The sequence below is a fragment of the Streptomyces sp. NPDC053665 genome (assembly GCF_055585285.1).
Map to the genome: position 1 here is coordinate 1,097,297 of NZ_JBVJKK010000001.1, position 17,584 is coordinate 1,114,880.

A 17,584-nucleotide genomic window follows, 5' to 3' on the forward strand; every position below is an offset into this window, starting at 1 on the left:
AACCTTCGCCTTGTGAGATCTGGTGAAGAACCCGTGGGCGGACCGCGTCTGCGCGGGCATCAACTGTCGGCCACCGGCGTGACCGTGTCCTACGACGGCACCGACGTCGTGCACGACGCGGCGCTCGCGCTGCGGCCCGGCGAGGTGACCGTGCTCGTGGGCCCCAACGGCAGCGGGAAGTCGACGCTGCTGCGCACGATCGCCAGGCTGCAGCGGCCCCGCCGGGCGGAGCTGACGCTCGACGGCGCCACGGACGGACTCGCCCTGTCCGCCAAGGAGTTCGCCCGGTACGTGGCCCTGCTGACGCAGGGGCGGCCCACGCCGAGCGGGCTCACCGTGCGCGACCTCGTGGAGTTCGGCCGCTACCCGTACCGCGGCCGCTTCGGCCGTCCGGACCCCGACGCGCAGGCCGCCGTGGAGCGGGCGCTCGCCCTGACCGGGGTGAGGGAACTCGCCGAGCGCGGTGCCGACCACCTCTCCGGAGGGCAGTTGCAGCGCGTCTGGCTGGCCAGTTGCCTCGCGCAGGAGACCGGCGTGCTGCTGCTGGACGAGCCCACGACCTATCTCGACCTGCGTTACCAGGTCGAACTCCTCGACCTCGTCCGTGACTTGGCCGACGACCACGGGATCGCCGTGGGCGTCGTCCTGCACGACCTCGACCAGGCGGCCGCCCTCGCCGACCGCGTCACGCTGCTCGAGGCGGGCCGGATCGTCGCCGACGGCCCGCCCGAGGACGTCCTGACCCCCGAACGGCTGACCGCCGTCTACGGCATCCGCATCGACGTCGACACCGACCCCCACACCGGCCGGATACGGACCCGCCCGATCGGCCGGCACCACACCCGTTCCACCCGAAGCGAAAGGCTCGGCACCACCACATGAGACGCCTCCTGCTCACCGCGGCCACCACCACCGCCGCGGCGCTCACCCTGGCCGCCTGCGGCACCACCGAGCCCGCCGCCGACAGCTCGAAGGAGAAGCCTGCCGAGGCCATCACCCTCACGGACTCCACGGGCGCGAAGGTGAAGCTCGACGGACCCGCCAAGAAGGTCGTCGCCACCGAGTGGAACGAGGTCGAGAGCCTCATCACGCTCGGCGTCGACCCGGTGGGCGTCGCCGACGTCAAGGGCTACAAGATCTGGGACTCCGCCGTCCCGCTGAAGAACGAGCCGAAGGACATCGGCACCCGCGGCGAGCCGAGCATGGACACCATCGCCTCGCTCTCCCCCGACCTCATCGTCGCCAGCTCCGACCTGCCGGACGCGGCCGTGAAGCAGCTGCGCAAGGTCGCCCCGGTCCTGGAGATCAAGTCGGCGGACGGCTCCGACCAGATCGGCCAGATGTTCGAGAACCTCGACCTCATCGCCAAGGCGACCGGCACCACCGACCGGGCCGAGGCGGCCCGCAAGAGCTTCGACGCCAAGGTCGCAGAGGGCAGGAAGAGCCTCGCCGACGCCGACCTGGCCGGAGCCGACGTCGCCTTCGCCGACGGCTACGTGACGTCCAACCAGGTCTCCCTGCGGCCCTACACCAGCTCGTCCCTGATCGGCTCCGTCAACGAGCGGCTCGGACTGAAGAACGCCTGGAAGGTCAAGGGCGACCCGGCCTACGGCCTCGGCACCACCGACGTCGAGGGCCTCACCGGCCTGCCGAAGGACGTGCAGTTCGCCTACATCGGCAACGACGGCGACAAGTCCAGCAACCCGTTCTCCGGCCAGCTGAAGAAGAACGCCGTGTGGACCTCCCTGCCGTTCGTGAAGGCGGGCGACGTGCACCGGCTGCCCGACGGCATCTGGATGTTCGGCGGTCCCCGGTCGATGGAGGCGTACATCGACGCCCTCGTCGACGCGCTGCAGAAGTAACGCCCGTCATGGCCGTCACCGAAGCACCCCCCGCCACCCGTCCGCCGGCGGCCGCGTCCCGGACCGGTGCGGCCGCGGTGACGGCCGGACTCGTCCTCGCGGTCGCCGCCCTCGCCGTCGTCGACATCACCCAGGGCACCGCGGCCGTCGGACCCTCCCAGGTGTTCAACGCCCTGACCGGGCAGGCCGACGCGGGCGACGCCTCCGTCGTCATCGCCTCCCGGCTGCCGCGGATGACCGCCGGCATCCTGGTCGGCGTCGTCCTCGGCATCGCCGGAGCCGTCCTCCAGGCCGTCAGCCGCAACGTGCTCGCCTCGCCCGACACCCTCGCGGTGAACGCCGGTTCGTACCTGGCGCTCGGCCTGGCCGGCGCCTCCGGCGTCTCGCTGCCGCTGCTGGCCTCCTCCGGCGTCGCCTTCGCGGGCGGCCTCGCGGCGGCGGCCGTCGTGCTCGCCCTGTCCGGCCTGGGCACGGGCACGGTCCGGCTGGTCCTCGCCGGCACGGCGCTCGCGCTGGGGCTGAACTCCGTCACCGAGGGGCTGCTCCTGCTGTTCCCGCAGGAGACCGACGGCCTCTACCAGTGGAACCAGGGCAGCATCGGCCAGAACGGCTTCGACGGCGTGCTCCAGATGCTGCCCGTCGCCGTGGCCGGCCTCGCCGGGCTGCTGCTCGTCGCCCGCCGGGTCGACGCCCTCGCCCTCGGGGACGACGCGGCGCGCGGACTGGGCGTCCCGGTCACCGCCACCCGGGTCACGGTGGTCGTCCTCGCGGCCCTGCTGTCGGCGGCCGCCGTCACCCTGGCCGGACCGCTCGGCTACGTCGGCCTGTGCGCACCGGCCCTGGTGCGTCCGCTCGCCCGCCGCTTCCGGGGCTTCACGCGCGCCCGGGCGGCCCTGCCGGTGGCCGGGCTGGCCGGTGCCGCGCTGGTGCTCGGCTCGGACGTGCTGCTGCGGGCGCTCATCCCCGCCGACACCGCCGTCGCCGTCCCCACCGGCATCGTCACCAGCCTGGTGGGCGCGGTGTTCCTGGTGGTGACGGCCCTGCGGCTGCGGGACACGGCCGGGGCCGAGACCCCGGACCGGCTGCGCATCCCCAGCCGGGCGGTGTTCACCGTCACGGTGACCGTGCTGGCCGCCGCGGTCGTCGGCGTGGCCGTGGCCGGCGTGCTGCTGGGCGACAGCAAGCTCCTGCTCGGCGACGTCGCCAACTGGGCGCAGGGACGGGCCGGTCAGGCCGTGTCCTTCGTCCTGGACACGCGGGTGCCCCGGGTGCTCGCGGCCCTGTGCGCGGGCGCCGCGCTCGCCCTGGCCGGCACCCTGGTGCAGGCCGTGACCCGCAATCCGCTGGCGGAGCCGGGTGTGCTGGGCGTCTCGGGCGGCGCCGCGCTGGGCGCCGTCGTGCTGGTGACGACCGTGCCGTCCGTCGGGTCCTGGGGCATCGCCGGGGCCGCGTTCGGCGGGGCCGCGCTGTCCTCCGCCGTCGTCTTCGGGCTCGCCGCCCGCGGCGGCTACCGGCAGAACCGGCTGGTCCTGGTCGGCATCGGCATGGCGGCCGGCTCCACGGCCCTGATCAGCCTGCTCATCGTGCTCACCGACCCCTTCAACGCCGTCAAGGCGCTGACCTGGCTGTCCGGTTCGACCTACGGGCGGACCACGGCGGACGTCGTGCCCGTCGCCCTGGTGCTGGTGCTCGGACTGGCCGTGGCGGTCGCCCGCCGCACCGAGCTCGACCTGGTCTCCCTGGACGACCACACCCCCCGGCTGCTCGGGCTCGCCCTGCCCGGGGCCCGGCTGGGCTTCCTCGTGGTGGGGGTCCTGCTCGCCGCGACCGCCGTGGCCTCGGCCGGCACCATCGGCTTCGTGGGCCTGGTGGCGCCGCACGCGGCCCGTGCCCTGGTGGGCCGGCGGCACGTGCGGGTCGTGCCGGTCGCCGTGCTGCTGGGTGCCGCGCTCGTCGGGACGGCCGACCTGATCGGACGCACCGTCATCGCCCCCGCCCAGCTCGGGGCCGGGCTGATGACGGCGGTGATCGGGACGCCGTACTTCCTGTACCTGCTGGTCCGCGGCCGGAGGACGACATAGGGCGGCACACGACGCACAATGCCTGAAATGCCCCGTACATCCCTGTTGTATGGATCCACGCACAACGGGAGTGAGGGAGCATGGCCAAGGACAGCACGGACGCCGGCCCGCCGCCGTCCGCGAGCCTGAAGCCCGACGCGATCGGGTTCCTCGACGCACTGGTCATCGGGCTCAACGCCACCTCACCGGCGTACTCGGTGGCGGCGGTCATCGGGCCGATCGTGGCCCTGGTGGGTCTCTACGCCCCCGGGGTCATGCTCGCCTCGTTCGTGCCCATGCTGCTGATCGCCTCGGCGTTCTACTACCTCAACAAGGTCGACCAGGACTGCGGCACGACCTTCTCGTGGGTCACCCGGGCCATGGGGCCGTGGGCGGGCTGGCTCGGCGGCTGGGCCATCACCATGACCGGCGTCCTGGTCGTCGGCTCGCTGGCGGACGTCGCCGTGACCTTCTTCCTGCTCGCCGTCGGTCTGGACGGCTGGGCGGACAACGACGTCGTCCGTCAGGTCCTCACCGTGCTGCTGATCGTGGTGATGACGGCCCTGTGCGTGATCGGCACCGAGGTGTCGGCGAAGGTGCAGAACGCGCTGATCCTGGCGCAGGTCGCCTGCCTGCTCGCCTTCGCCGTCGTGGCGCTGTACCGCGTGTACGCCGGCACCGGCACCCTGGACGCGATCAGACCCGAGTTCGAGTGGCTGAACCCGTTCGGCGCGGGCGGTGCGCCCCTCACGGCCGCCCTGCTGCTGGGGGTGTTCATCTACTGGGGCTGGGAGTCGGCGGTCAACCTCACCGAGGAGGTCGAGGACTCGGCGACCGCGCCGGGCAAGGCGGCCGTCTGGTCGACGGTGCTGCTGCTGGTGACCTACGTCGCGGTCGCCTTCGCCGTCGTAGGCTACGCCGGCACCGCCTACCTCGCGGAGAACGCCGGCGAGGAGGAGTTCGTCTTCGCGCTGCTCGCCGGGGAGGCGATGGGCGGCTGGGACTGGGTGGTGCTGCTGGCGGTGTCCACCTCCGCGCTGGCCTCCACCCAGACGACGATCATCCCGGCGTCGCGCACGGGTCTGTCCATGGCCCGGCGCCACGCGCTGCCCGCCCACTTCGGCCGCATCCACCCGCGGTTCCGCACGCCCGACGTGAGCACCTGGTGGGTCGCCGGCATCGCCATCGCCTGGTACCTCGTGCTGTACCACCTCAGCGAGAACGCCCTCTTCGACTCCCTGACCGCCCTGTCCCTGCTGATCGCCTTCTACTACGCCCTCACCGGCGTGGCCTGCGCGGTGTACTACCGCCGCCAGCTGACCCGCAGTGTCCGCGACTTCCTGCTGATCGGGCTCGGCCCGCTGATCGGCGCGGGACTGCTGGCCTGGCTGCTGGTGGAGTCGGTGACGGACATGGCCGATCCGGCCAACTCCTACAGCGGCGTCTCGTGGTTCGGCCTGGGCCCGCCCCTCGTCATCGGCATCGGCATCGCGCTGACCGGCGTGATCCTCATGATCGTGTGGCGGCTGCGGGCCCCCGCCTTCTGGTCGGAGCAGCCCGGCGTGGTCGATCCCGCCCTCCTCGACGGCAAGGAGTCCTGAACATGTCGGTGGTCCTCGGCTACGACGAGTCCCCGGGCGCGCGGCGCGCGCTGCAGGTCGCGATCGAGGTGGCGACCGCGTACGACGAGCGGCTGGTCATCGTCTACGGGGCCGCGGCCCCCGGTGTCACCGGCGAGGAGTACGGCGCCCACCACGACGCCGTCCGGGAGGCCGGGACCACCGCGCTCGGCCGCGCGGTCCGGGTGGCCGAGGAGGCCGGCGTGCGCACGGAGGTCGAACTGGTCGACGAGCGGCCCGCCCAGGCGCTGCTCGGCACCGCGGCCCGGCACGGCGCACGGGTCATCGTGGTGGGCACCTGGGGGGAGAGCCCGGTGCGCGGCGCGCTCCTCGGCTCGACCCCGCACAAGCTGCTGCACCTGTCCACCGTCCCGGTGCTGTGCGTACCGGCCGAGTCCTGAGACGGGCGGGTGCCGTTGCCCGGCCGCGTCCGCGTCAGGCTCCTGCCGCGAGCGGGTTGGGCACCGGCAGGTAGCGGGCGTCGGCGCCGTCCGCGTCCGTCCAGCGCAGCAGCAGGTTGGTCTTGGCGGGGAGGGTGGGCGAGGCGAGCAGGGCGGCGACCTCGGGCAGGTCGTGGCGGGCCAGTTCGCGGCGGACGGCCGGCCAGGGGTCGAACCCGGCGTGCCGTTCGGCGAGGGCGGCGGCGACCTCGGTGAGGTGGTTGACGACCAGGCAGTACACCAGCCGCTCCCAGCCCGCCTCGCGCGACACGTCCGGCACCCGTTTCACACCCTCGGCGTCCCGGTACAGCGCCTGCACCGGGACGCCGGCCGCGTCCACGGCGACCAGCGTGTTCTGCAGATGGGCCTCCAGGACCACCCCGTGCCCGGCGAACGCCCACAGGACCGGCGGGACCACGCACGCCAGGTACGCCGTCCACCAGCCCTCGGGGTCGGCGGTGCGTTCCAGAGGGCTCCCCCGGAATCCCTCGACGAGGCCGGCGGCGAGCAGCGGGGTCGCGCCGGGCCGCAGCCGGTCCCCGAATCCGTCGCGGACGAGGACGGCGAGCGCCTCGAAGGCGAACCCGGCCGTGCGGTACCCGCGGTCGCCGAGCCAGGCCGGGGGGCCGTCGAACGTCGCGAACGCGGCGCACACGGCCCGGTCGGTCCGGCGCAGGGCGAGCAGATCGTGCCGCCACAGCCGGCGGACGTCGTTGGTGATCCGCACGTCCAGGCTGAACTTGAGGAACAGGTCGTGCCCGGGCGAGTACAGCGTGCGGATCGCGGCCGTGGGCCAGCTGTCCTCGGCGGCCGTGCCCAGGCGGACGAGCCGGCCGTCCGCGAAGGGGGCGGCGAGTTCCCCTGCGGCCAGGTCGAGCTGCCAGGGGTGGGCCGGCAGCAGCCGGTAGCCGGGCGGGGCCGTGCCCAGCGCGTCGAGCGCCGAGGTGTCGCCCTCCTCGACGACGAGGTCCTCGCGCACACCCAGCAAGATGGCCGGGAAGGCCGCGTACGCCTCGGGGGCGTAGGGCAGCCAGCCGGCGGCGGGGCCGCCCCCGCGGGCCTTGGGGGCGGGGTGGTGGGTGTGGCCGGTCAGGAGCGACTGCTCGGAGCGCCGGTAGGGGTCCGCGGGCGGGGTGGTCCCGGCCCGGGCGGCCAGCAGGGCGGCGACCGCGTCGCGGCTGGCGAGCATCTCGGCGGGCAGTTCGGGGTGGGACAGTCCGGTGTGCCGGCGCAGTTCGTCGGCGACGAGTTCCACCAGCTCCGCGTGGTCCAGGCGGTGCCAGCCCCCGGCCGTGCGCACCTCGGGGCCGGCGGGCCGGCGCGTCCCGCGCACGCGCAGCAGGCGGTCCGCACCGGGCAGGCGGTACACCCGGTGGTCGCCGTCGCCGTCGCCGTCGCCGCGCACCGGCTGGGCCACTTCCCGCAGCAGGCAGTTCAGCAGCGGTACGGCGGCGTACGCGTCGGCGAGGCGTGCGGTGGCCGGGTCGTCGCCGTGGGCCGAGTCGTCGTCGGCGGGCGGGGGCATGAGGTCCACGCGTTCCACTCGTCCCTGTGGTCCTTCCGGCGTTCCGGGCGGAGATGATCAGTATGCCGGTCGTCGCCGTCCCGCTGTGACGCCCTATCCGTACCCGAGGAGCCCGCCCGTGCACCGTCCCCCCTGCGCCGAGACCGAGGCAGCCGAGGAGCTGGCCGCCGTGCGCCCCTCCCTGCTGCCGCGGTACGAAGCCGAACTGCCCGGTGCCCGGGCGGCCGTACTGTCCCGCCTGTGGCGCGGGCTGGCCCATGATCCGCTGCCCTGGGCCGTGCGCCGGGAGGCCGGCGGGGACGGGCTGACCCTGCACCTGGCGGACGGGCGCCGGCTGCACGGGCCCCGCCCGGACCCCTACGCGACCGGCGCCGCCGTCACGGCCGTCCGGCTCGACGGGACGGACCACGACGACCCGGCGCGGCTGATGACGGCTCTGGACGTGCCGCACTCCGCCTCCTTCGCCGCCGAACTCGCCCACGGCGTCGCCTCGATGGCCCTGTCCCGGGCCGGGCAGAGCGGCGGCCGGGAGGAATGGCCGGAGCACGACTGGGAGTGGGAGCAGCGGATCGTCGACGGGCACCCGTTCCACCCGGCGTGCCGGTCCCGGCCCGGCTTCTCGGTGGCCGAGCAGCTCGCGTACGGGCCCGAGCACCGGCCGGTGGTGGAGCTGGGGATGGTGCCGGTGCGGGCGAGCGAGTGCCTGGTGTCGGGCGTGTGGCCGCAGGAGCTGCGCGACGGAGAGCACCTGGTGCTGCCGGTGCATCCCTGGCAGGCGGCGCACGTGCTGAAGCGGACCTGCGACCAGCGGCGCCCCGGGCATCCGCTGATGGCCCTGCGGACGCTGGCGCTGCCCGGCGGGCCGCATGTGAAGACCTCGCTCAGTGCCCGGCTGACGTCCTCCGTACGGGACATCTCCCTGCCCTCGGTGGCCGCCTCCGCGCTGCTGTCGGACTTCGCCGCGGCGCCCGCGGCGCGCACGGAGGGTCTGCTGCACGTCACGCGCACGCTGGGCGCCGCGGCGGCCGGTTCGCCCGACTTCGCGGCCGTCCTGCGCGAGTCGCCGCAGACGTACGCGGCGCCCGGCGAGCGCGTCCTGCCGGTGGCCGCCCTCGCCACCACCGACCTGCCCCGCTCCCCCACGTGGCTGGCCGGGTTCGCGCGTCTCGCCCTCACCGTCGGCCTGCGGCTGCTCGAACTGGGGGTGGCCCTGGAGGCGCACGGCCAGAACCTGCTCGTGGTGCTCTCCGCCTCGGGCGAACCGCTGCGGCTGGTCTACCGCGACCTGGCCGACATCCGCGTCAGCCCGGCCCGCCTGACCCGGCACGGCATCGAGGTGCCCGACCTGCCCGCGCGCATGGTCACCGACGACGACCGCGCGCTGCGCCGCAAGCTGTTCGGCTCGCTCGTGGCGGGCGCGCTCGCCGGCACGGCCGGTTCGGGCGGGGCGCTGGCCGCGGCGCTGGAGACGGCGGTGCGCGATCTCCCGCCCACGGCGGACCTGGCCGCGCTGCGCACCGAACCCCTGCCCGCGAAGGCGCTGACGCTGATGCGGCTCTCTCCGCGGTCCCCCGGGGACCAGTGGGCGGACCTGCCCAACCCCTTGCTGTGAGGCCCGTTTTGGAGCCCGCCCCGGGTGATCAATAGGATCCGCCGATGATCACAAGTAAACGGCTGGCGGCGGGCGTGTGCGCCCTGCTCGCCGCGCTCACGGCCGGGCTCGCCTTCCCGGCCGGGGCGGCCGCCGGCGAACCCACGGGCCAGGACGCCCCCAAGGTCGATCTCGTCCTCGACGTGAGCGGCTCGATGCGGGCGCGGGACATCGACGGCCGGTCGCGGATGGCCGCCGCCAAGCAGGCCTTCAACGAGGTGCTCGACGCGACGCCCGAGGAGGTGGAGCTCGGCATCCGCACCCTCGGCGCCGACTACCCGGGCGACGACCGCCGCACCGGCTGCAAGGACACCGCGCAGCTCTACCCGGTGGGCCCGCTGGACCGCACCGAGGCGAAGACGGCCGTCGCGACGCTCACCCCGACCGGCTGGACGCCCATCGGACCGGCCCTGCTGAAGGCGGCCGACGACCTCGACGGCGGCGACGGCTCCAAGCGCATCGTGCTGATCAGCGACGGCGAGGACACCTGCGCCCCGCTCGACCCGTGCGAGGTGGCCCGGGAGATCGCCGCGAAGGGCATCGGCCTGACCATCGACACCCTGGGCCTGGTGCCGACCGCCAAGCTGAGCCGGCAGCTCAGCTGCATCGCGGAGGCCACCGGCGGCACCTACACCTCGGTGGAGCACCAGGACGAACTCACCGACAAGGTGAACGAGTTGGTCGACCGGGCGGCCGACCCGGTGGTGACGCCGGTGCCGGCGGAGGGTGCCGCCGCCTGTGCGCAGGCGCCGGCGCTGAAGTCCGGGCTGTACAGCGACCGTGAGGAGTTCGGGCAGCAGCGCTGGTACCGGGTGGACGTGCGGCCGGGTCAGGAGCTGCGCGCCTCGGTGAGCGTGGCGGCCGACCGGGCCGTGAACCCGGCCCACGGCGTCCTGCTGCGGGCGGTCACCGCCAAGGGCCGTGAGATCGTGCGCGGCGAGGCGGCGGGCAACGGCCGCACCGACGCCGTCTCGACGGGGCTGCGCTACCCGAAGGCGGGGAGCGACGAGGAGGACGCTCCGGCCGAAGCGGTCTGCCTGGCCGTCTCGCACTCCTTCTCGGCGGCCTCCGGTGTGAAGACCACGCCCGGCCTGCCGCTGGAGCTGACCGTGGACGTCGTGGACGCCCCGGACCCGGCGGGCGACGTGGCCGCCTTCGGTCTGGGCCGCGGCTGGTGGCTGCTCGGCGTCCTCGTCCTCGCCGGCTTCCTCGCCGGTCTCGTCTGGGGCTGGCTGTCACGCTGGCGGGTCGCGGTCTGGAGGACGAGCTGATGCGCATGCTGCGTGCGACGATCGCCGCGCTGCTGACCGCGGGCCTCGCGGCCGCCCCCGCCGCGGCCGACTCCTCGCCGAGCCCGTCGCCGGACGACTCCGGCGCGCCCTCGCGCGCCGGTACCTCGTTCCGCACCGCTACGGAGATCGAGCAGGGGCAGCGGGCCACCGCGGGCGGCTCCACCGGTGACTACCTGTACTGGTCGTTCCCGGCCGACACCGGGCAGCGCCCGACGGTCCGGGCGACGGTGAAGCTCCCCGAGACCCACACCGCCCAGACCTGGCAGATCGACGTCTACGACGGTCTGCGCCGCCGCCAGGCCTGCCGGTACGGGGCGCAGACGCGCACCGCCGCCGCGGACGCCACCACGGTGGAGCTGGCCTGCGCGCTGCGCACGGTCCGGGCCTGGTCCGAGCCGTGGGCCGACGATCCCCTGCCGGGCACGTACTACCTGCGTCTGACGGCCGTCGCCGTCGGCACCGGTGACCTCGGCCTGCCGGTCGGCGCCGAGGTCCGGGTGGACTCGGACGACGCCGGCGGCGCCGCGGCGGTGGACGGTTCGCTGTCCGAGCCGCTGGTGCCGGGGATCGCGACGGCGCCGGAGGAGGAACGTGAGGACGCGGCGGTGCTGGCCGGCCTCGAACCCGACGACGGCTGGAGCTCCGGCTGGTGGTCGGACCGCTGGGTGTGGACGGCGCTGGGCGGCGTCCTGGCCGCGCTGGCCGGCGTCGGCGGATACGCGCTGACGCGCGGCACGGGGCGGCCCTCCCGGGTCCCGCCCGGCGCGTGACACCGCGACCCGACGTGTGAACAGAAGGCCCGCCCCGTGCGGGCCTTCTGCCGTTCCGTCGGGTCAGAGCTCCCGGAGCGCCTTGGCGAGCGCGCCCTCGCCGCCCACCTCGACGCGGCCCGCCCGGACGGCGTCGGCCAGGGCCAGCTCCCCCCTGCTCAGCGCCGTACAGGTGGCGGTGTCCAGCACCAGCCGGGCGTCCGGCTCCACGGGGGCGGGCCCGTCACCGCAGACCGGTCCCTGCGCGGACCCCGCGTAGAGGTGGAACAGGCCTTCCTCCAGGTGGACTTCGACGAGGCCCTCGCCGTCCAGCAGGCGCAGCAGGGGCAGGGCGAACCAGTGCGCGCGCACCGCGTCGGTGGGTCCGCGCTCCCCCAGCGCCGCCTCGCCCCAGGCGCCGAGCGCCTGCAGCACCGGCAGCAACTCCCGTCCTCGGGACGTTACTTCGTACACGGAGACGGCACCGGGCGGGGGCAGCCGGCGCCGGGTCACCAGCCCGTCGCGCTCCATGTCCCGCAGCCGTGAGGCGAGTACGTCCGTGCTGACCCCGGGCAGATCCGCGTGCAGGTCGGTGTAGCGGCGGGCACCGGCGAGGAGCTCCCGGACGATCAGGAGGGTCCAGCGGTCACCGACCAGGTCGAGGGCGCGGGCGACGGAGCAGTACTGGTCGTAGCGTCGGCGAGGTGGCATGCGGGGCAGTCTAGACAAGTTGTTGGACTTTCCAAGCGACTACTTGGTAAAACCAAGCAGCACCAGTCGCCAGAGGGGAAGCAGCACATGGAGTTCCGCCAGTCGAGCAAGCTGAGCGAGGTCTGCTACGAGATCCGCGGCCCGGTGATCGAGCACGCCGACGCGCTGGAGGAGGCCGGGCACAGCGTGCTGCGGCTGAACACCGGCAACCCGGCCCTGTTCGGCTTCGAGGCGCCCGAGGAGATCGTCCAGGACATGATCCGGATGCTGCCGCGCGCGCACGGCTACACCGACTCGCGCGGTGTCCTCTCCGCCCGCCGCGCGGTCGCCCAGCGGTACCAGACGCTCGGCCTGGAGGTCGGCGTCGACGACGTCTTCCTCGGCAACGGCGTGTCCGAGCTGGTGTCGATGGCCGTCCAGGCGCTGATCGAGGACGGCGACGAGATCCTGATCCCCGCCCCGGACTTCCCCCTCTGGACGGCCGTGACGACCCTCGCGGGCGGCAGGGCGGTCCACTACCTGTGCGACGAGCAGGCCGAGTGGTACCCCGACCTCGACGACATGGCCTCGAAGATCACGGACCGTACGAGGGCGGTCGTGATCATCAACCCCAACAACCCCACCGGCGCGGTCTACCCGAAGGAGGTCGTCGAGGGCATCCTCGACCTCGCCCGGCGGCACGGCCTGATGGTCTTCGCCGACGAGATCTACGACCAGATCCTCTACGACGACGCCGTGCACCACTCGGCCGCCGCGCTCGCCCCCGACCTGGTGGTCCTCACCTTCTGCGGCCTGTCCAAGACCCACCGCGTGGCGGGCTTCCGCTCCGGCTGGCTGGTGGTCACCGGCCCCCGGCAGCACGCCAGGGACTACCTGGAGGGCCTGACCATGCTGGCGTCCATGCGGCTGTGCGCCAACGCGCCCGCGCAGTACGCCATCCAGGCCGCGCTCGGCGGCCGGCAGTCCATCGGCGAGCTGACCGCGCCGGGCGGGCGGCTGCGCGAGCAGCGGGACGTGGCCTGGCGCAAGCTCAACGAGATCCCGGGCGTGAGCTGCGTGAAGCCCAAGGGCGCGCTGTACGCCTTCCCCCGGCTGGACCCGCGGGTGTACCCGATCCACGACGACGAGAAGTTCGTCCTCGACCTGCTGCTGCGGGAGAAGATCCAGGTGGTGCAGGGCACCGGCTTCAACTGGCCCACGCCCGACCACTTCCGGATCCTGACCCTGCCGTACGCCGACGACCTGGAGGCGGCGATCGGCCGGATCGGGCGGTTCCTCGCCGGGTACCGGCAGTAGGCGCCGGGCCGGTGGCCGGGCGGGTGTCAGTGGCGGGCCGTAGCCTGCGAGCAGGTGGGGCGAGTGCCCCGGGGCCTGCCGACGCCGGAGAGGAGCACGCCGTGACCCGACCGCCGACCGCCGCGCAGCAGCGTGTCATCGACGCCGCCGACCCGGTCACGGGACGGCTCAGGGGCACCCCCGCGCAGCTCACGGCGCTGGTGGGGCGGGGACTGGCCTTCCGGCACCCGAGACCGCCGCACGACCACTTCCTCACACCGGAGGGGCACCGGGTGCGCCAGGGCATCACCCAGGCACCCGAGCCGGGCGGCGCCGCCCCCGCCCCGACCGGCGTGTTCGCGGCCCGCACCGGCGGCGAGCCCGATCCGCCGCCGTCCGGGCCCGCGCGGCGCCGCGAGGTGCACAGCGCCTGGCAGGGCCTGGTGGAGCTGCGCCGGATGACCAACCCGGACGGCTCGGTGGACCGGCCGTGCGGCTGGGAGCGCACGCATCTGGTGCAGGCCGCGGCCCTGGCCCTGGAGGCGGCCGGGCACCGCCCCGCCGGCCCGGAGGACGGCGGGTACCGGGTGCGGGACACCCCGCAGCCCGAGGCCGTCGCCGTGCACGAACCGGACCCCGGGGCCCTGGGGGCCTGTGCGGCCACCCTCGAAGGGGCGGGCTGGCAGGTGAGCGAGCACCGCGAGCCGCGCACCGGCACCCGCTATCTCCTGGCCTCGCCGCGCCGGGCGTGAGGGGCATGTCAGGATCGGTGGATCGTTGCGCAGTGCACGAGAGTTGCGAAGGGGAAGCCGTGAGCGAGCCGTTTTCCGTCCCTGTCACCGTCCGCGGGTACGAGACCGACGTGCAGGGGCACCTCAACCAGGCGGTGTACCTCAACTACGCCGAGCACGCCCGCTGGGCGCTGCTCCAGGCCGCCGGGATCACGCAGACCGCCCTCGTCGGCACCGGCGTGGGCCCGGTCGCCCTGGAGACGACCATCCGCTACCGGCGGGAGCTGCTCGCGGGTGACGAGGTCGAGGTGACCTGCGCCTTCGAGTGGGGCGGTGGCAAGACGTTCCGGATCGAGCAGGCCGTCGTGAAGGCCGACGGCACGGTCGCCGCCGAGATCTCGGCGGTCGGCGGGATCCTCGACCTCGAGCGGCGCAAGCTGGTCGCCGATCCGGCCGCGGTGTTCCGCAAGCTGGCGTCGGACCCGGGCCTGTTCGGGCTGTAGGCGCCCGTGGGCCGTGCCCCGGCCGGCGTGGGGCCGGTTCGGGGGCACGGCCCTCGGGAGCGGGCCGCGGGGCGCTCTCAGGACGCCGACGGGGCGGCGGGTACGCCCGTCAGCTCCTTGCCCGTCTCCATCGGGTGGGTCACGTCGTGCGCGTCGCGGCCGCCCCCGCCCAGGTGGTTGAAGACCAGGTTGAGCAGCACGGCCGCCACACAGCCCGTCGAGATGCCCGAGTCCAGGACGATGCGGGCCGTCTCCGGGAAGGCGTGGTAGAACTCCGGCGCCGTGATCGGGATGATGCCGACGGCCAGGGAGACGGCCACGATCAGCACGTTGTTGTCCTTGTGCAGTCCGGCCCGGACCAGCGTCTGGATGCCGCTGGCGGCGACCGAGCCGAACAGGACGACGCCCGCCCCGCCGAGCACCGGGCGCGGTACGACGGCGATCAGCGAGGCCGCCATCGGGCACAGGCCCATCAGCACCAGGAACCCGCCACCGGCGGCGACGACGAACCGGCTGCGGATGCGCGTCATGGCGACCAGGCCGATGTTCTGCGCGAAGGCGCTGCACATGAAGCCGTTGAACAGGGGGCTGATCGCCGAGCCCAGGGTGTCGGCGCGCAGGCCGGCCGCGATGGTCTTCTCGTCGGCCGGGCGCTCGACGATCTCGCCGAGGGCCAGCATGTCGGCGGTCGACTCGGTCATCGACACCACCATCACCACGCACATCGACAGGATCGCGGCGAGCTGGAACTGCGGCGCGCCGAAGTGGAAGGGGGTGGGGAAGCCGACGACGTCCGCCTGTGCGACGGGACCGAAGTCGGTGACGCCGAAGGGGATCGCGAGGAGCGTGCCGACGACCAGGCCGAGCAGGACGGCGATCTGCTTGACGAAGCCCCGGGTGAACCGGCGCAGCAGCAGCACGATCAGCAGGGTCGCGCCGGCGAGGCCCAGGTTGGTCGCCGAACCGTAGCCGTCCGCGGCCGGGTTCGGTCCCTGCGCCCAGCCGAAGGCGACGGGCAGCAGGGATATGCCGATCAGGGTGATCACGGACCCGGTGACGACCGGTGGGAAGAAGCGGACCGCCTTGCAGAAGACGGGGGCGGCCAGGAAGCCGAGAAGTCCGGCGACGATGACCGCGCCGAAGATGACGGGCAGGGCGTCGGACTTGTCGTCGGTGGAGGCGACGATCGCGGTCATCGGGGCGACACCGGCGAAGGTGACGCCGTTGACGAACGGCAGCCGGGCGCCGATCTTCCAGATGCCGAGGGTCTGCAGGAAGGTGGCGAGGCCCGCGGTGAACAGGCAGGCGCCGGTGAGGAAGGTCAGGTCGGTGGCGGAGAGGCCGATGGCCGCGCCGACGATCAGGGGCGGGGCGACGACTCCGGCGTACATGGCGGCCACGTGCTGCAGGCCGGTCGTCGCCATCTTGAGCGCGGGGAGTTTCTCGTCAACGGGGTGGTCGGCCACAGCGGCGTCCCTCCGGTCGGTTACACGGCTGCACCGGAACGGCTGCCGTGGGTGTCATGGAGGTGGTGCGGGTGGTCGTGCGGGACCGGCGGACGGTGATGACCGCCCCCGGGGGCGCGCGCATGGGCGCACGCCCCTCGGAGACAGCCGCCGCGGACCCCGCTCGGGTCCGCGGCCACCGGCCGGGAGCCGTCCCTCCCGGCCGGAGTATCCGGGTGGTCAGGCCTCGGCGGCGATCCGCGCCAGGCGCCGGGCCTCGTCCCGCGTCGCGCGGGCGATGGCGTCCTCGTCGGCCGTGAGCAGCCGCCCGTCCTCGACGATCTGCCGGCCGTCCACGAAGGAGGCGGTGACCGGGGCGGCCGCGCCGAAGACCAGCGCGGTCACCGGGTCGGCGATGGAGGCGTGGGCGAGCGTGTCCATCTTCCACAGCACCAGGTCGGCGAGCTTGCCGGGTTCCAGGGAACCGGTCTCCGCCGCCCGGCCGAGCACCTGGGCGCCGCCGTAGGTGCCCAGGCGCAGGGCCTGGCGGGCGTTGAGCGCGGCCTCCTTGTGACCGCCGAGGCGGTTGACGAGGAGGGCGTTGCGCAGCTCGGTGTGGAGTTCGCCGGACTCGTTGGAGGCGGTGCCGTCCACGCCCAGGCCGACGGGCACGCCGGCGGCGAGCATGTCGGGGACGCGGGCGATGCCGGCCGCCAGGCGGGCGTTGGAGGACGGGCAGTGCGCGACGCCGGTCCGGGTGCGGGCGAAGGCGGCGATGTCGGCGTCGTTCATGTGGACGCAGTGCGCCATCCACACGTCCTCGCCGAGCCAGCCGGTGGACTCGAAGTAGTCGGTGGGGCCCATGCCGAACAGCTCGTGGCAGAACTTCTCCTCCTCCACGGTCTCCGAGCCGTGGGTGTGCAGCCGGACGCCGAGGCGGCGGGCCAGCTGCGCGCCGTCGCGCAGCAGTTCGGTGGAGACGGAGAAGGGCGAGCAGGGTGCGACGGCGACCTGGGTCATGGCGTCGAAGGAGGAGTCGTGGTGCCTGCGCACGGTCTCCTCGGTGGCGGCCAGGGCGTCGTCGAGGCTCTCCACGGCGAAGTCCGGGGGCAGGCCGCCGTCCTTCTCGCTGCGGTCCATGGAGCCGCGGGCGAGGGTGAAGCGGACCCCCATGTCCCGGGCTGCGCCGATGATCGCGCCGGACAGGTCGCCGGAGCCCCGCGGGAAGACGTAGTGGTGGTCCATGGCGGTGGTGACGCCGCCGCGGGCCATCATCGCCAGCGAGCCCTGGGCGGCCGCGCGGACCATCGGCTCGTCGATGCGCGCCCAGGTGGGGTAGAGCGCGACGAGCCAGTCGAAGAGGTTGTGGTCGGTGGCCAGACCGCGGGTGATCCACTGGTAGAAGTGGTGGTGGGTGTTGATCAGGCCGGGGGTCACGAGGTGGCCGGAGGCGTCGATGCGGCGGGCCACGTTCTGCAGGCCCTCGGGGGCGGGGCCCGCGCCGAGGGACTCGATGCGGTTGCCGGCGATGACGACGTGCCCGCGGGCGTGCTCGGAGTCGTGTCCGTCGACGGTCGCGATCGCACAGTTCTCGATGACGATGCGCCGGTCTGCTGCCATGGTTCGTCCCTTTTCACGGTGTGTGCTGAGTTGGAGAGGGCACGGCAGGACCCCGGGAGTTTGAGTGCCGTGGCCGGGAGACGGGTTCCCCCGGCCACGGG

15 protein-coding genes are annotated in these 17,584 nt (G+C 74.1%); 11 read left to right on the forward strand and 4 right to left on the reverse strand.

Going from position 1 to position 17,584, the window contains the following annotated elements; all coding sequences use genetic code 11:
• Positions 1-12: 12 nt before the first annotated feature.
• The 5 genes from ACZ6ZN_RS04725 (at position 13) to ACZ6ZN_RS04745 (ending at position 5,942) form a co-directional block, all read left to right on the forward strand.
• Positions 13-882 carry an ABC transporter ATP-binding protein gene (locus ACZ6ZN_RS04725; protein WP_398109548.1) on the forward strand — a complete coding sequence of 290 codons (870 nt, stop codon included), beginning with the start codon at positions 13-15 and terminating at the stop codon, positions 880-882.
• Positions 879-1,862: an ABC transporter substrate-binding protein gene (locus ACZ6ZN_RS04730; protein ID WP_398109549.1), complete on the forward strand. Its 984-nt coding sequence runs from the start codon at positions 879-881 to the stop codon at positions 1,860-1,862. Before ACZ6ZN_RS04725 ends, ACZ6ZN_RS04730 begins: the two co-directional genes overlap by 4 nt.
• 8 nt (positions 1,863-1,870) lie before the next feature.
• Positions 1,871-3,943: an iron ABC transporter permease gene (locus tag ACZ6ZN_RS04735; protein WP_469643058.1), complete on the forward strand. Its 2,073-nt coding sequence runs from the start codon at positions 1,871-1,873 to the stop codon at positions 3,941-3,943.
• An 80-nt stretch (positions 3,944-4,023) separates the two neighbouring features.
• Positions 4,024-5,523, forward strand: coding sequence for an APC family permease (locus tag ACZ6ZN_RS04740; protein ID WP_469643060.1), 1,500 nt, complete (start codon positions 4,024-4,026; stop codon positions 5,521-5,523).
• Positions 5,524-5,525: 2 nt separating this feature from the next.
• Positions 5,526-5,942: a universal stress protein gene (locus tag ACZ6ZN_RS04745; protein ID WP_398109552.1), complete on the forward strand. Its 417-nt coding sequence runs from the start codon at positions 5,526-5,528 to the stop codon at positions 5,940-5,942.
• 34 nt (positions 5,943-5,976) lie between these two features.
• Here ACZ6ZN_RS04745 and ACZ6ZN_RS04750 read toward each other — a convergent pair whose 3' ends face one another.
• Positions 5,977-7,524: an IucA/IucC family protein gene (locus ACZ6ZN_RS04750; RefSeq protein ID WP_469643062.1), complete on the reverse strand. Its 1,548-nt coding sequence runs from the start codon at positions 7,522-7,524 to the stop codon at positions 5,977-5,979.
• Positions 7,525-7,624: 100 nt separating this feature from the next.
• Here ACZ6ZN_RS04750 and ACZ6ZN_RS04755 point away from each other — a divergent pair, with 100 nt between their 5' ends.
• Genes ACZ6ZN_RS04755 through ACZ6ZN_RS04765 form a run of 3 tightly spaced genes read left to right on the forward strand, consistent with a single transcriptional unit; the run spans position 7,625 to position 11,219 of the window.
• Entirely contained in the window at positions 7,625-9,118 is a 1,494-nt protein-coding gene (locus ACZ6ZN_RS04755) for an IucA/IucC family protein (RefSeq protein WP_469643064.1), read from the forward strand.
• A 44-nt stretch (positions 9,119-9,162) separates the two neighbouring features.
• Positions 9,163-10,428 carry a VWA domain-containing protein gene (locus tag ACZ6ZN_RS04760; RefSeq protein ID WP_451878397.1) on the forward strand — a complete coding sequence of 422 codons (1,266 nt, stop codon included), beginning with the start codon at positions 9,163-9,165 and terminating at the stop codon, positions 10,426-10,428.
• A complete protein-coding gene (locus ACZ6ZN_RS04765) occupies positions 10,428-11,219 on the forward strand; it encodes a hypothetical protein (RefSeq protein WP_451878398.1) in 792 nt (263 codons plus the stop codon). The genes ACZ6ZN_RS04760 and ACZ6ZN_RS04765 overlap by 1 nt, the downstream gene beginning before the upstream one ends.
• A gap of 63 nt (positions 11,220-11,282) precedes the next feature.
• Here the strand turns inward: ACZ6ZN_RS04765 and ACZ6ZN_RS04770 are convergent, their stop codons facing one another.
• Positions 11,283-11,909 carry a winged helix-turn-helix transcriptional regulator gene (locus tag ACZ6ZN_RS04770; protein ID WP_451878399.1) on the reverse strand — a complete coding sequence of 209 codons (627 nt, stop codon included), beginning with the start codon at positions 11,907-11,909 and terminating at the stop codon, positions 11,283-11,285.
• A gap of 87 nt (positions 11,910-11,996) precedes the next feature.
• Here ACZ6ZN_RS04770 and ACZ6ZN_RS04775 point away from each other — a divergent pair, with 87 nt between their 5' ends.
• The 3 genes from ACZ6ZN_RS04775 to ACZ6ZN_RS04785 all read left to right on the forward strand — a co-directional run bounded on the left by ACZ6ZN_RS04775 (position 11,997) and on the right by ACZ6ZN_RS04785 (position 14,418).
• Positions 11,997-13,205, forward strand: coding sequence for a pyridoxal phosphate-dependent aminotransferase (locus tag ACZ6ZN_RS04775; protein WP_398109558.1), 1,209 nt, complete (start codon positions 11,997-11,999; stop codon positions 13,203-13,205).
• Between the two features lie 101 nt (positions 13,206-13,306).
• Complete coding sequence (locus ACZ6ZN_RS04780) at positions 13,307-13,936, forward strand: hypothetical protein (RefSeq protein WP_451878400.1); 630 nt, start codon at positions 13,307-13,309, stop codon at positions 13,934-13,936.
• 59 nt (positions 13,937-13,995) lie between these two features.
• Positions 13,996-14,418 (forward strand): acyl-CoA thioesterase, encoded by a 423-nt coding sequence (locus ACZ6ZN_RS04785; RefSeq protein WP_451878401.1) that lies wholly within the window; start codon positions 13,996-13,998, stop codon positions 14,416-14,418.
• A gap of 77 nt (positions 14,419-14,495) precedes the next feature.
• Here the strand turns inward: ACZ6ZN_RS04785 and ACZ6ZN_RS04790 are convergent, their stop codons facing one another.
• Positions 14,496-15,884 carry a nucleobase:cation symporter-2 family protein gene (locus ACZ6ZN_RS04790; protein ID WP_451878402.1) on the reverse strand — a complete coding sequence of 463 codons (1,389 nt, stop codon included), beginning with the start codon at positions 15,882-15,884 and terminating at the stop codon, positions 14,496-14,498.
• Between the two features lie 219 nt (positions 15,885-16,103).
• Positions 16,104-17,483, reverse strand: a complete 1,380-nt coding sequence (locus ACZ6ZN_RS04795) for an 8-oxoguanine deaminase (protein ID WP_469643070.1) — start codon at positions 17,481-17,483, stop codon at positions 16,104-16,106.
• Between the last annotated feature and the right edge of the window lie 101 nt (positions 17,484-17,584).

Excerpts from the sequence above, each read along its gene's own strand:
- ACZ6ZN_RS04730 (WP_398109549.1), top strand. The coding sequence starts at position 879 with ATGAGACGCCTCCTGCTCACCGCGGCCACCACCACCGCCGCGGCGCTC.
- ACZ6ZN_RS04735 (WP_469643058.1), top strand. The coding sequence starts at position 1,871 with ATGGCCGTCACCGAAGCACCCCCCGCCACCCGTCCGCCGGCGGCCGCG.
- ACZ6ZN_RS04795 (WP_469643070.1), bottom strand. The coding sequence starts at position 17,483 with ATGGCAGCAGACCGGCGCATCGTCATCGAGAACTGTGCGATCGCGACC.
- ACZ6ZN_RS04740 (WP_469643060.1), top strand. The coding sequence starts at position 4,024 with ATGGCCAAGGACAGCACGGACGCCGGCCCGCCGCCGTCCGCGAGCCTG.
- ACZ6ZN_RS04765 (WP_451878398.1), top strand. The coding sequence starts at position 10,428 with ATGCGCATGCTGCGTGCGACGATCGCCGCGCTGCTGACCGCGGGCCTC.
- ACZ6ZN_RS04745 (WP_398109552.1), top strand. The coding sequence starts at position 5,526 with ATGTCGGTGGTCCTCGGCTACGACGAGTCCCCGGGCGCGCGGCGCGCG.
- ACZ6ZN_RS04760 (WP_451878397.1), top strand. The coding sequence starts at position 9,163 with ATGATCACAAGTAAACGGCTGGCGGCGGGCGTGTGCGCCCTGCTCGCC.
- ACZ6ZN_RS04770 (WP_451878399.1), bottom strand. The coding sequence starts at position 11,909 with ATGCCACCTCGCCGACGCTACGACCAGTACTGCTCCGTCGCCCGCGCC.
- ACZ6ZN_RS04775 (WP_398109558.1), top strand. The coding sequence starts at position 11,997 with ATGGAGTTCCGCCAGTCGAGCAAGCTGAGCGAGGTCTGCTACGAGATC.